The 13,759-nt window shown below is 48.5% G+C and carries 8 protein-coding genes; 5 read left to right on the top strand and 3 right to left on the bottom strand.

Going from position 1 to position 13,759, the window contains the following annotated elements; translation table 11 throughout:
• Positions 1–81: 81 nt before the first annotated feature.
• A complete protein-coding gene (locus LZG73_RS06580) occupies positions 82–4,437 on the top strand; it encodes a CusA/CzcA family heavy metal efflux RND transporter (RefSeq protein ID WP_233847028.1) in 4,356 nt (1,451 codons plus the stop codon).
• A gap of 6 nt (positions 4,438–4,443) precedes the next feature.
• Complete coding sequence (locus LZG73_RS06575; protein WP_233847027.1) at positions 4,444–5,595, top strand: efflux RND transporter periplasmic adaptor subunit; 1,152 nt, start codon at positions 4,444–4,446, stop codon at positions 5,593–5,595.
• Between the two features lie 12 nt (positions 5,596–5,607).
• Here the strand turns inward: LZG73_RS06575 and LZG73_RS06570 are convergent, their stop codons facing one another.
• The 3 genes from LZG73_RS06570 to glgX all read right to left on the bottom strand — a co-directional run bounded on the left by LZG73_RS06570 (position 5,608) and on the right by glgX (position 9,355).
• Positions 5,608–6,273: a DUF6766 family protein gene (locus LZG73_RS06570; protein ID WP_233847025.1), complete on the bottom strand. Its 666-nt coding sequence runs from the start codon at positions 6,271–6,273 to the stop codon at positions 5,608–5,610.
• Between the two features lie 18 nt (positions 6,274–6,291).
• Positions 6,292–7,101, bottom strand: coding sequence for a hypothetical protein (locus LZG73_RS06565; protein ID WP_233847023.1), 810 nt, complete (start codon positions 7,099–7,101; stop codon positions 6,292–6,294).
• A gap of 76 nt (positions 7,102–7,177) precedes the next feature.
• Positions 7,178–9,355, bottom strand: coding sequence for a glycogen debranching protein GlgX (glgX, locus tag LZG73_RS06560; protein WP_233847021.1), 2,178 nt, complete (start codon positions 9,353–9,355; stop codon positions 7,178–7,180).
• A gap of 362 nt (positions 9,356–9,717) precedes the next feature.
• On the opposite strand from glgX, the gene LZG73_RS06555 reads away from it, so the two are divergent.
• From LZG73_RS06555 to LZG73_RS06545, 3 genes are all read left to right on the top strand, one after another.
• Positions 9,718–10,875: a zinc-dependent alcohol dehydrogenase gene (locus tag LZG73_RS06555; protein WP_233847020.1), complete on the top strand. Its 1,158-nt coding sequence runs from the start codon at positions 9,718–9,720 to the stop codon at positions 10,873–10,875.
• Positions 10,876–10,882: 7 nt separating this feature from the next.
• Positions 10,883–11,395, top strand: a complete 513-nt coding sequence (locus LZG73_RS06550; RefSeq protein ID WP_233847019.1) for a hypothetical protein — start codon at positions 10,883–10,885, stop codon at positions 11,393–11,395.
• Between the two features lie 108 nt (positions 11,396–11,503).
• Positions 11,504–13,693 (top strand): catalase, encoded by a 2,190-nt coding sequence (locus tag LZG73_RS06545; protein WP_233847018.1) that lies wholly within the window; start codon positions 11,504–11,506, stop codon positions 13,691–13,693.
• The last annotated feature ends 66 nt before the right edge of the window (positions 13,694–13,759 follow it).

Here is a 13,759-nt window from a genome sequence, read left to right as displayed (position 1 = left end):
CAAGGATCTCATCCTGAACACCATGCGCGTGCTAAATGCACATGCGTGGCCTCATTTGCTATGTATTTATTTTGATTAATCATGCTGAATAAAATTATCCAGTTCTCTGTGAAGAACAAACTGGTAATTGGGATATTCATGCTGCTGTGGGTGGTCTACGGCGTGTATGAAGTTACCCGGTTGCCCATAGACGCAGTTCCCGATATTACAAATAATCAGGTGCAGGTGATCACAACCGCTCCATCGCTCGGTGCCGAAGATGTTGAACGACTGATCACATTCCCCATCGAGCAGGCGATCAGCAACATTCCTGGCCTCAAAGAAAGCCGCAGCATGTCACGTTTCGGCCTTTCGCTCATCACCATTGTTTTTGACGACGATTCCGATGTTTATTGGGCGCGCCAGCAAGTGACCGAGCGCTTGTCGCAGGTGGATATTACAGCGGACGCCAACACACCGCAGCTCGCACCAGCCACGACCGGCCTGGGTGAAATTTACCAATATGTGCTCAAACCAAAAGACGGTTACGAGAAGCAATTTTCACTGGCCGATTTGCGCACAACGCAGGACTGGATTGTCAGGCGGCAGCTCCTGGGCACACCCGGCGTGGCGGACGTTTCGACTTTTGGCGGTGACCTCAAACAATATGAAGTCGCTGTAATTCCCGCTAATCTAAAAGCGCTCAATCTGTCCATAAGTGACGTTTTTACTGCATTAAGTAGGAATAATCAAAACACCGGCGGCGCTTACATCGAGAAAGGACCCGCAGTGCTGTACATCCGGAGTGTCGGGCTGGCTGGCTCCATGGACGACATTCGCAAGATTGTTGTGAAGAGCAACACCAACGGCACACCCGTGCTGATCAGCCACATTGCGGATGTGCGGCTTGGCTCCGCGATCCGTTATGGCGCATTAACGATGGCCGGAAAAGGGGAGCTGGCGGGAGGAATTGTGATGATGCTGAAAGGCGGGAATTCCTCAGAAGTGATTAAAAATGTCAAAACGCGCGTCGCCGAAGTTCAGAAAACCCTTCCTGAAGGACTTGAAATAGAGCCGTTTCTGGACCGGACCAAGATGGTTAACAATGCCATTGGAACCGTTGAAAAAAACCTGCTCGAAGGCGCGCTCATCGTTGTGCTGATATTGGTGCTGTTCCTGGGCAACCTGCGAGCAGGGCTCATCGTCGCGTCCGTGATTCCGTTGTCCATGCTTTTTGCCATCGCGATGATGAACATTTTTGGCGTCAGCGGCAATTTGATGAGCCTGGGTGCATTGGATTTCGGGTTGATTGTTGATGGTGCGGTGATCATTGTCGAAGCGATTTTACACCACATGCATTTTTCTAAAAGATATGCGGGAGTCGAACGCATTTCGCAGGCAGAAATGGATGAGGAAGTCGCAGGATCAGCCTCGCGCATGATGAATGCGGCCGTTTTCGGGCAGATCATCATTCTGATCGTTTACTTGCCAATTCTTTCCTTATCCGGCATTGAAGGCAAAATGTTCAAGCCTATGGCACAGACGGTTGCGTTTGCCGTTATGGGCGCTTTCATCTTGTCGCTGACTTACATTCCCATGATCAGCTCAATGCTGATCAGCAAGAAAATTGTTCACAAACCCAATTTGTCGGACCGGATCATGGCGCGGTTGGAGAATGGTTATGCGCGCTTGCTGACAAGCGCATTAAGGATCAAGAAAACGCTTGTGGTTGCTGCATTTGCACTTTTTGGCGTTGCATTGGTGCTGTTCATGCGCATGGGCGGCGAGTTTATTCCGCAGCTCGAAGAAGGTGATTTCGCGACCGAGACGCGGCTGCTCGTCGGCACAAACCTGAGCACAACCATCGATGCATTCAACCGCATTTCCGAGAAATTGAAAACCGATTATCCCGAGGTGGAAAAGATCGTTTCCCGCATTGGAAGCGCAGAAATCCCGACTGATCCCATGCCCATTGAGGGTGGTGATATGATCATTGTTTTGAAAGATAAATCAGAATGGACCAGTGCTGCGAACTTCCCTGACCTGGCCAGCAAGATGGCCGCAACAGCCCAGGAAGTGATGCCTGGCGTCACAACGGGCTTTCAATATCCCGTACAAATGCGCTTCAACGAGCTGATGACAGGGGCCAAGCAGGATGTGGTTTGCAAAATTTTCGGTGAAGATCTGGACAAACTTGCCGCTTATGCCGAGCAACTCGGCGCAATTTCCAAAACAGTTGACGGAACAGCCGATTGGTATGTCGAAAAGGTTACGGGGATGCCGCAGGTTGTCATTGATTTCAACCGCGATGAGATTGCCAAATACGGCATGAACATCGACGAGGTCAATCGGACTATTAATGCTGCATTTGCCGGAGCCTCAGCGGGACAAATTTATGAAGGAGAAAAGAAATTTGATCTCGTTGTACGCGTCGGAAGTGAGGGAAGAAGGAGCATTAATGATGTTCAAAACCTGCTTATCGCAACGCCAGGCGGCATTCAGATCCCTTTGTATCAAGTGGCCAACATTCGGGAAGTAGAAGGCCCGAACCAGATCCAGCGCGAAAATACGCGGCGGAGGATCATTGTCGGATTCAATGTGCGCGGACGCGATGTGCAGTCCATTGTGGAGGAACTGCAATCCAAAGTGGACGCGAAAATCAAGTTTGAACCGGGTTACACCATCACTTACGGCGGAGCTTTTGAGAATTTGCAGCAGGCCAAAGCACGGCTTGTCATTGCAGTTCCGGTTGCGCTGTTACTAATTTTTATCATGTTATATTTTGCTTTTTCTTCAATCAAGGATGGCGCGCTGATTTACACAGCCATCCCGCTTTCCGCCATCGGAGGCGTTTTTGGACTTGCTTTACGCGGCATGCCATTCAGCATTTCGGCTGGCGTTGGCTTCATTGCATTGTTCGGCGTGGCCGTTTTAAATGGCATTGTGCTGCTGTCGGAGTTCAATCGCATCAGGAAGGAAGGCCTTATTACGGACGCGCTTCAACTGGTGATGACGGGCACACGCAACCGGCTTCGTCCGGTGTTAATGACCGCAGCAGTTGCCTCTCTTGGATTTTTACCAATGGCATTAAGCAATGGGGCAGGAGCCGAAGTGCAACGCCCGCTGGCGACCGTGGTCATTGGTGGATTAATTAGTGCTACATTGCTCACACTCTTTGTGTTACCTGCGCTTTATCTGCTGTTCGACAAGCGTAATAATGCTGCCGGATTGAAGGCTGCTCTTATCATTTTCGGCTTTCTGGCGACGCATGCCGCTTCTGCGCAGTCACAGCCAACGAACATTCATCTGGACGAAGCATTAAAGATTGCAGTTGACAAAAATTTGCAGATTCAAAGCAACAGAATAACTGAAAAAGCCTCCGAACGCCTGCAATCCAGCTCTTTGGACATTGGCAAAACGGCAATCAGCGCCGATTATGGGAAGGTTAACAGCATCAACAACGACACGAGGATTGGGATCAGCCAGACATTCAGTTTTCCAAGCGTTTATGCCAACCAGCGTAAAGTGCTTGAAGCAAATTTCCTTGCATCCCGGGCAAATACGAAGCGCACTGAACAGGAAGTGCGCGCGAATGTGCGTCAGCTATTTTATGAATACAATTCCCTGATCGAACGGCGCAAGCTGCTGGCATATGCCGACAGCGTTTACAGACTTTTTGAAACAAAATCCAACCTGCGTTTTGAAAAAGGTTCTGCCAATATTTTGGAAAAGACGGCCGCATCGTCGCGCCGTCAGCAAATTACCAATCAACTTAACCTGATCGACAACGATTTGCAAATAGCCGTTAGGCAGTTTAATTTTCTTTTGCAGGATGACAAAGTCTACATTCCGCAGGTTGATCAGCCCAAGATCATGCTGGCTGCATTCGACTCTGTCAGCATTGAGGAACTTCCATTGATTGAGCTTGCAAAGCATCAGCAGGATGCGGCTCAATTTCGCTGGCAAACCGAAAAATCACGTCTGCTGCCCGATTTTACCATTGGTTACAGCAATCAGAGTCTGATTGGGCCGCAGTCTGTGGGTGGGCAGGAAATGGTTTACAATGCAGGCAAGCGCTTCCATTATGTGAGCGCTGGCATCGGAATTCCGATATTTTTCAAAGCGCATAAGGCCCGGATCGCAGCTGCGGAGCTGGATTGGCAAAGCAACAAAAAGCAGACAGCATTGATCGGCTTACAAATGCAGCAGGAATTAGAGAATGCAACGCAACAAGTGCAAAAATTCCAGCAAAGCCTGACTCATTACGAAAATGAAGGCTTAAAAAACGCTGATCTGATCATCGAAACCGCCGATCAGCAATTCCAGGGCGGCGACATTGATTTTCTGCAATGGGCTATTGTGGTGGATCAGGCCATTGCCATCAAAACCGACTACATCCACGTGTTAAGCAGCTATAACCAGGCTGTGATCCAATTACTTAAACTGAATAACCTGTAACAAAATATGAAAAATTACATCATCACTTGCCTGAGCCTGTTGCTCATTGCGTCGTGCGCGCAAGCTCCTGAGGAGAAAACTGCCGAGCTCGAGAGTGCTCAGCCGGACACACACGTGACCGAACAAATGGTCTCCGTAAGCAATGCGCAGCAGCAAAGTGTGGGCATTGAAGTGGGAACGCCGCAAATGGAAAACATTAGTGCGGTGCTGTCATTACAAGGAAAAATCGACGTTCCACCACAGAGCACGATCAGTTTGAGCTTTCCGCTGGGCGGTTATTTGAAGTCGACAAACATGCTTCCCGGCATGCATGTTCGCAAGGGCCAGATTTTGGCAGAATTGGAAGATATGCAGTTTATTCAGCTGCAACAGGATTATCTAACAGCGAAAGAAAAGTTGCTTTTGGCAGAATCAGAGTTTAATCGCCAGAAAGATCTGAATGCGAGCAAGGCTAGCAGCGACCGGGTGTTTCAGCAAGCACGTGCGGAATTGGAGACGCAGCGCATCCTCGCCAGCGCATTGAGTCAGAAGCTTGAAGTGATCGGCATTGATCCCAATAAGTTGAGAGCAGACAAGATTTCCAGGAGCGTTTCAGTTGTTTCTCCGATCAACGGTTTCGTTTCAAAAGTGAATGTGAATGTCGGTAAATATACCGCGCCTACGGACATGCTCTTTGAGTTGGTTAATCCCAGCGACATTCATTTGGTGTTAAATGTTTTTGAAAAAGATCTTTCCGCATTGTCTGTGGGTCAGCGCGTGTATGCATACACCAATGCTGAACCGGATCAGAAATTTCCCGCCGAGATAATCCTCATCACCAAAAGTCTGGATGAAGACCGGATGGCCGAAGTGCATTGTCATTTCGAGAAATACAGCCCTGCGCTTGTGCCCGGCATGTTTATCAATGGCGAAGTTTCTATTAGCAGCAAGAAGGCATTAACAGTTCCCGAAGATGCGCTGGTGCGTTGGGAAAACAAATTTTACGTCTTCACCGATCAGGGCAGCGGGAAGTTTGAGATGGTGAATGTAAAGCCTGGCGTCATCAATGCAGGAAAGCAGCAAATCGAAGCTTCCGGCATTGACGACACCACAAGGCTCGTTGTAAAAAATGCTTATGCGCTGTTAATGAAGATCAAAAACACGGAAAAAGATGGCTAGCGAATCGCCGCATTATTTTCCTGTTTTGGAGTCTGGCGCATCCACGGGTTTCGATTCGGGAGAGCCTTTTTGACGCAGGAAAATGGTGAAAATCACAATGCTCGCAATGGAAAGAAACTCACTTTGCCAGTTTTGAAATGATTCAAACCAGAAATTAGCCTGCAACAAATAGTTCGCCATCGTGTCAGTCGGCTCGCCTTTGACAATGTTTTCCTGATTGTGGTCCACCCAACTGCCGTAAAGGTGCAAATACCAGCAAATGAGGAAGAGGATCAGGAAAACGAGGAACAACGAGTTTTCATAAAGTTTCAGGATCAGTCCGCCTTTTCTGACAGGCCACGGCGCATCCGGGCCGGGTGTTGGCTCTTTGTCCACATCTTCTTCCTCGTCCAGCGCCTTGGATTCCGCCGACCCTTTTTGCCTGAGGCCCACGGTTAGCACCACATAAAGCGCCATTTGCAAAAATTCACTTTCAAAGTTTTCAAAAGTGGAAGAAATAAAATGCCCGCTTTGTAAATAAGTCAGGAATGTCAATGCTGCTGCATGATCCTGTTTCAATTCAGCATTGTGCTGGTGCCAGCCAAAAATGGCCTGCGCGATTAGTGCCAAAATGAAAAGGCTCAGAAAAACAATGCTGAGACTGTTTCGGTGAAAAAAAGAATGTTTTTTTGCGCTCATGGAAATGAAATTCTAATGTTATTTGGCAAGAAGGGTGAGCTGCACCACCGCAGCCTGTGAACCATCCGCATTGCTGCGCTGCCAGCCCACAGAGAGCGGCAGCCTGCGGGAAAGAAAGACTTCAAATCCCAGTGAGAGCTTTCCCTTCTGGTGGTTTCCGGAAATCCAGTCTCCGAGTAAATGAAACTTTTCATTCCATATGCCAGCGTCCACCGCAATCTGAGCACCATAAACGGGGCCTTCACCCAAATATCTGTGGTTGCTGATATAAGGCCCGGCCGCAAATTGATATTGCTCCTCCGAACCAACGGATGCCACCAAATTGGAATAACCATAATAAACAAACCGCTGATGATGGGCAGTCAGATTAGTGCCGGCGACTGCGCCGATCCCGATTGAAAATGTCTTGTTCAGTTCAAAAACTTTTTGGGAATTTGCCAGCACGAGCGGAGCAAACGGCTTTGTCATGGACGTGTCGTTGACTTCAATGTGCCGGTTATTAGGATTAAAATCCAGGTTGATCACATTAATACCGGCTTCCCAGTTACGGCCCAATCCGTAAGTCAATGTTGTGGAAGATTCGATCACATCCTCGATTTCAAATTGTTGCTGTACGCTGATTTTACGTGATTCAGAAATCTCGGACGAGGAGACGTTAAAGACTGTAAGCTGCGCAGAAGCCGTAAACTGAGCCAATGTGCTCGTTACTAGTGCAATACAAAAAAGCAGGCGACGCTTATTCAAGCGCAAACCTGCTTTCAAATCAATTATCTTAAAGTTGTGATCCTGCTGGAACCCGTGGTGTTGAATAGAATTCTCTGCTTGCATATTATGGTGGTAAATTTGAGAAGTGTATCTCAAAAAGTTTGCCACACCACATTACTATACGCAATCACATTAAAAACTATCTGTCCGTGGGACACCGCAGCACCATAATTGAGCGTCCCGCGATGTTCAGTTTTTCGCCCGGCTTCATCTCATATTCATTTTCACCAATGAAATTTTCACTCGTATTGATCACAATATGCCATTTGGAGGCACATTCATCTTTTGGCAAAACGAAATCCACAGGCTTATCTCCCGAATGGAAAATGATGTAGAAGTGATCGTCCGTCAACCTTTTGCCATCCGGCCCAACGCAACGGATTTCCAGACCGTTCAAAAACACGCCGAATGAACGCGCAACTTCCTTTTTCCACTGTTTGTCCTCAATTTGCTTACCCCCAGGCAAATACCACATGATGTCCTTGTATTTTGAGCTCGTCACAGGCAAATCCTGAAACCAGCGACGTCTGCGGAAAGTGGGATGGTCGCAGCAGAATGTGATCAAACTTCTTGTGAAGTTCAGAAGGTCCGCATCTGCGTTTTTCCAATCCAGCCATGAAACTTCGTTGTCCTGGCAATACGCATTGTTATTCCCATGTTGCGTCCGCCCGAATTCGTCGCCCGCCACGAGCATAGGAACGCCTTGTGAAAGGAACATTGTGGTCAGGAAATTTCTTCTTTGTTTTGCACGAAGCGCAATAACCTCTTTTTTATCGGTCTCGCCTTCCACGCCGCAATTCCAGGAGCGGTTGTCGCTTTCGCCATCATTATTGTCCTCGCCGTTGGCTTCATTATGTTTTTTCTCATAACTAACGAGGTCGTTGAGCGTGTAACCGTCGTGGGCTGTGATGAAATTAATGCTTGCTGTCGGACGTCTGTAACCGTTTTGATAAAGGTCAGGGCTGCCCGTGAAGCGATGGGCAAATTCTGTTAAGGAAGTGTTGCCGCCGCGCCAGAAATCACGGATCTGATCTCTGTACATGCCATTCCACTCGCCCCATCCCACCGGGAACTTGCCAACCATGTAACCCGATTCGCCAATGTCCCACGGCTCCGCAATGAGCTTAACCTGCGAAATAACCGGGTCCTGGTGAATAATGTTGAAGAAAGAGCTCAGCGTGTCAGTATCATGCAATGTCCTCGCAAGCGCGGCAGCGAGGTCGAACCGGAAACCATCCACGTGCATTTCGGTGATCCAGTAACGCAGGCTGTCCATAATCAATGCGAGCACATTCGGAAGCTGCACATTCAGCGTGTTTCCTGTGCCCGTGTAATCCATGTAATATCTCATGTCGTCTTTGACAAGCCGATAATAAGCAGCATTGTCAAATCCTTTGAAGGAAAACGTCGGCCCCATGTGGTTTCCTTCGGCGGTGTGGTTGTACACCACGTCCAATATCACTTCAATGCCCGCTTTATGCAGGTCTTTCACCATTTGTTTGAATTCAGCGACCTGCCCGCCGCGGGCTCCGCTGCTGCTGTAACGCGGATCGGGTGCCAGAAAGGCTAGCGTATTGTAGCCCCAGTAATTGGTGAGTCCTTTTTCAATTAAATGCTGGTCTTCGACAAAGTGGTGAACGGGCATCAGCTCGACAGCGGTCACCCCCAGTTTTTTGAAATATTCAATGCTGACCGGATGGGCAATGGCCGCATAAGTTCCCCTAATCTCTTCCGGGATCTGCTCTTGCAACTGGGTGAAACCCTTCACATTCAGCTCATAAATAATGGTGTTGTGATACGGAGTGTCCAGCCTCTCATCGTCCTCCCAATCAAAATGCGGATCAATAACCACGGCTTTTGGAATAAACTGGGCGCTATCCGATTCACTGAAACTCAGGTCCTTTTTCTTATGACCCATTTCATATGCGAAAACAGACTTGTCCCATTTGATTGTGCCGTTGATGGCCTTTGCGTAGGGATCAACCAGCAATTTGTTGTGATTGAAGCGATGTCCTTTGCGCGGCTCATAGGGTCCGTGCATGCGATAGCCATAAAGCTGCCCGGGTTCAAGGCCGGGTATGTACACATGCCAGATGTGGTGCGTGACTTCCTCTACTTTTATCTTGATGTATTCTTCCTTTTCATTATCGGCCTCGAATAGGCACAATTCCACACCCTGCGCATTCAGCGAAAAAACGGCAAAGTTGATGCCTTTTCCATCCCAGGTTGCGCCCAAAGGATAGGGTTTTCCAGGCAAAACGTCGATTTTAACCGATGCTGGTGCTTCTAATAATTCATTTTCAATGTGTCTATCCATGTTCGTTGAAGGTTGTTGTGAAAAGTAGTGTGCGATATCCGCTTCCCGCCATTCCGTTTAAATGGTTGACGGAGTCTTCTCAATGCTGGGTGGCATTTAAATAATATGCCAGCAAACATTCCGGCAAGCGCCCACGGGCAACATTGGGGTTCACATCCGGATATGGTGCGTTTCATCTACATATGGGGAGGAGCGCCTATTTTTTGAAATGGTCAAAAAGCTGCCTACAAAGGCCTTAGACGCGTTTTTGCAAGCGCTTGCCGCCACCTAGCTGCCATGTATTTGTCCTCAAGGAACGGTTTTTAGAAACGCCCCTCATCAAATGCTAAATTTTCATCAACAGTGCTAAAAAAGGAAAAAGTATGTTAGCAATGAATTTCCGCGGGCCCTTCCGCGTCCGGTTGGATCGGGATAAGCCTATGCCCCAAATCGAACATTCGGGAGACGCGATCGTAAGGGTAACCCGCTCATGCATATGCGGTTCCGATCTGCATTTATATCACGGCCTAGTGCCTGACACCCGCATTGGAACCACATTCGGCCACGAGTTCATCGGTGTTGTAGAAGAAATCGGGGACGCTGTGCAAAACCTGAAAGTGGGGGACAATGTGATCGTTCCTTTCAATGTTGCCTGTGGCAAATGCGTGTTTTGCGAACAAGGACTTTTCGGGAACTGCCACGAATCCAACCCGCAAGCCACTGCCGTCGGCGGGATCTTCGGTTATTCGCACACAGCTGGCGGATTTGACGGAGGCCAGGCTGAATATGTCCGTGTTCCTTATGCGGATGTGGGCCCAACTGTTATCCCGGCCGATATGGACCACGATGACGCCGTGCTTTTGACAGACGTTGTTCCTACTGGTTATCAGGCTGCGGAAATGGGCGGCATCAAGCCAGGCGATACAGTTGTCGTTTTTGGCGCCGGACCAGTTGGCATCATGGCTGCGAAGTCGGCCTGGTTGTTCGGTGCAGGCCGTGTGATCGTGATTGATCACCTGGAATACCGACTTGAATTTGTAAAAAATTATGCGCAATGCGAAGCTTATAACTTCCGCTCGCTTGAAGATCCTGTTTTATTTATCAAAAAAACCACAGACTGGATGGGCGCTGACGTGTGCATTGACGCTGTGGGCTGCGAAGCCGCAGGGGATGCACTGCAAACCATTACAGGCAGGAAATTATTGTTACAAGCCGGTTCTGCGACAGCATTGCATTGGGCAATCAACTCAGTAAAAAAGGGCGGAATCGTTTCAATAGTCGGTGTTTATGGTCCAACAGGCAACCTGATCCCGATTGGCAATGTGGTTAACAAAGGCATTACGATTCGTGCCAACCAGGCTTCGGTGAAGCGCTTGTTGCCACGGTTGATCGAGCACGTGCAGGCTGGCCGCCTTAATCCAAAGGGAATAATCACGCACCGGATTCCGCTCGAGGAAGTTTCTGACGCTTACCATATTTTTTCGGCGAAGCTCGATAATTGCATCAAGCCCGTTCTTATTCCACCATCAGCAAGAAAATGATAACGATATGAAAAAGTTAGCAAGTGATTTTAGTCACATTAATGGCTGGGGAGTTGATGCCGATCCGTTGGATGTGCCTAACTATCCAATGAAACATCGGACTGAAAATGACAACAAAGGCATGGTCTGGGAGCGTCCGCCGCAACAACCTGAACTTGTTGAAATTTTACATTCCAATGAGAGACCGAGTGTTTCGGCAGTTTTCGGAACGCCCAATCCACCATCGGGCCTGAGCGGTCAGTTGCGACGGTTCGCATTTAAATACAGTGAATCAGAATGGACGCATTGGCTCTCGTTATTGCTTGCCGATCGAATCAATATGATCGAGGGCATCAGAGACGACATTAAGCGAGGCCATTTTCCCGATTTCTTTACGGAGCTCGGTGGTCACTCTGAATGGAAATATAACAAAATTGGCTTTGCCAAAAAGGTCCTAACCGGGATCGCAGTCACCGGGCTTCTGGTGCTGCTCATCAAAGGTCGGGACGATGATGATAGTGAGAATGATAGCGATGATTGATTAAGAGCAAAGGCTTCCGCTTGGAGGCCTTTGCTTTTGTAAGCCATTCGCATTGCGATCTTGGAACGTGTTTTTTATGATATGCATCATTATCATAAAAATATCGCTATGTCCAAAGACGAACCCCAACCAAATCCGGGACAACAACCGGAAAATGAGAAAACAACTGCCCTTGGCAGAGATAAGGAAGTATCTGCAAATCAGTTTCTTACAACAAATCACGGCGTAAAGATCAATGATGACCAAAATTCATTGACAGCCGGAGAGCGCGGCGCTTCCTTACTGGAAGATTTTATCCTGCGCGAGAAAATAACCCACTTTGATCATGAACGGATTCCGGAGCGTGTTGTACATGCACGCGGCTCTGGCGCACACGGCGTTTTCAAGCTGTATGAATCCATGGCTTCCGTTACAAGGGCTCAGTTCCTGAATGATACGGAAATCGAAACGCCTGTCTTCGTGCGTTTTTCAACGGTTGCAGGCTCCCGCGGAAGCACTGATCTTGCACGTGATGTAAGAGGTTTTGCCGTGAAATTTTACACCCAGGAAGGCAACTTTGATTTGGTGGGCAATAATATGCCCGTCTTCTTTATTCAGGACGCGATCAAGTTCCCTGATCTGATTCACGCCGTAAAGCCTGAACCGGACAATGAGATTCCGCAGGCAGCATCTGCGCATGACACATTCTGGGATTTCATTTCCTTAATGCCCGAATCGGCGCATATGGTGATGTGGGCCATGAGCGACCGCGCATTGCCACGCAGTTACCGCATGATGGAAGGCTTTGGCGTTCATACATTCCGATTTGTAAATGCAGAAGGCGTTTCCAATTTTGTCAAATTCCATTGGAAACCATTGCTTGGCGTTCATGCTGTGGCTTGGGACGAAGCACAGAAAATCTCTGGTAAAGATCCCGATTTCCACCGTCGTGATCTTTGGGAAGCGATCGAAAGCGGCAACTTCCCGGAATGGGAACTGGGCGTTCAGATCATTCCGGAAGCAGATGAGTTTAAATTCGAGTTCGATTTGCTTGATTCGACCAAGCTTGTTCCCGAGGAACTCGTTCCTGTTCAGCGCATTGGCAAGCTTACATTAAACCGTAATCCGGATAATTTCTTTGCAGAAACAGAGCAGGCCGCATTCCACATCGGGCATGTTGTGCCTGGGATTGATTTTACCAATGATCCTTTGCTGCAAGGCAGATTGTTCTCTTACACAGATACGCAGCTGATCAGGTTAGGAGGTCCGAATTTCCACGAAATTCCGATCAACAGGCCGATTGTGCCCGTGCACAACAACCAGCGCGACGGTTTCATGCGTCAAACAATCAATAAAGGGCGTTCGAGTTATAACCCGAATACGATCGGAGCGGGCTATCCCATGCAGGCCAAGATTGCAGAAGGTGGTTTTGCTTCCTACCCGGAACGCATTGACGCCCGCAAAATTCGCGCAAGAAGCAAAAGTTTCTTGGACCATTTCAGTCAGGCGAAGATGTTCTTCAACAGTCAGTCTGTGCCCGAACAAACGCACATCGTTGACGCATTGAGTTTTGAATTGGGAAAAGTGCAGGACCTGGACATTCGTAAAAGAATGCTTGGAATTCTTTCCCTAATTGAGCCAAGTCTGGCCGCACAAGTCGCATTTAACTTGCGTATCCCTGTGCCGTCAGATCCTGCGTTGCCATTGAACCAAAGCATTCCGGCAGACGCTGATCCGGCAGATTATGATTCAACAATGGTTGAAAGTTCACTGAAATCTTCGGGTGCGCTGAGCATGGCCAACACGCCAAAAGACTCGATTAAGACGCGTAAAATTGCATTTTTGGCTGCTGATGGCGTGGATGGGAACGCACTGAAAACTGTTAAAAGCGCGCTTGAAGCCGCAGGAGCAGTTGTGGAAGTGATCGCACCAAGACAGAGCTTTGTGATTGCAGAAGATGATTCCGAGATTCCGGTGAAGCAGAGTTTCCTTACTGCGGCATCTGTTTTATACGATGCAGTTTACGTTGCGGGCGGCGCAGTGAGCGCAGCGACATTGGAAGCGGATGCGGATGCGGTGCATTTCCTAAACGAGGCATTCCGCCATTGCAAAGCCATTGCGGCAGACGCATCGGCCATGCAGGTTTTGGAAGCAACATATTTTGGCAAAAAATTACCGGCCGATCAATCGGACGAGTCGGTGTTGACAGAGGGATTGGTGATCAACAGCGATGCTTCTCAACTTGCTGAGCAATTCATTAAAGCCATTGCGCAGCACCGTTTCTGGGAGCGTGAAAGGCCGAGGAGAATTCCAGCTTGATGCTTGAATGTTAAGTTTTTAGTGAATACAAAGAGCGAGGTTAAAGACATTGTAAACTGCAATCCT

This window comes from Dyadobacter sp. CY326, from assembly GCF_021390515.1.
In the GTDB taxonomy this organism is placed as follows: Bacteria; Bacteroidota; Bacteroidia; order Cytophagales; family Spirosomataceae; genus Dyadobacter.
This window is presented reverse-complemented; position numbering and strand designations above follow the sequence as displayed.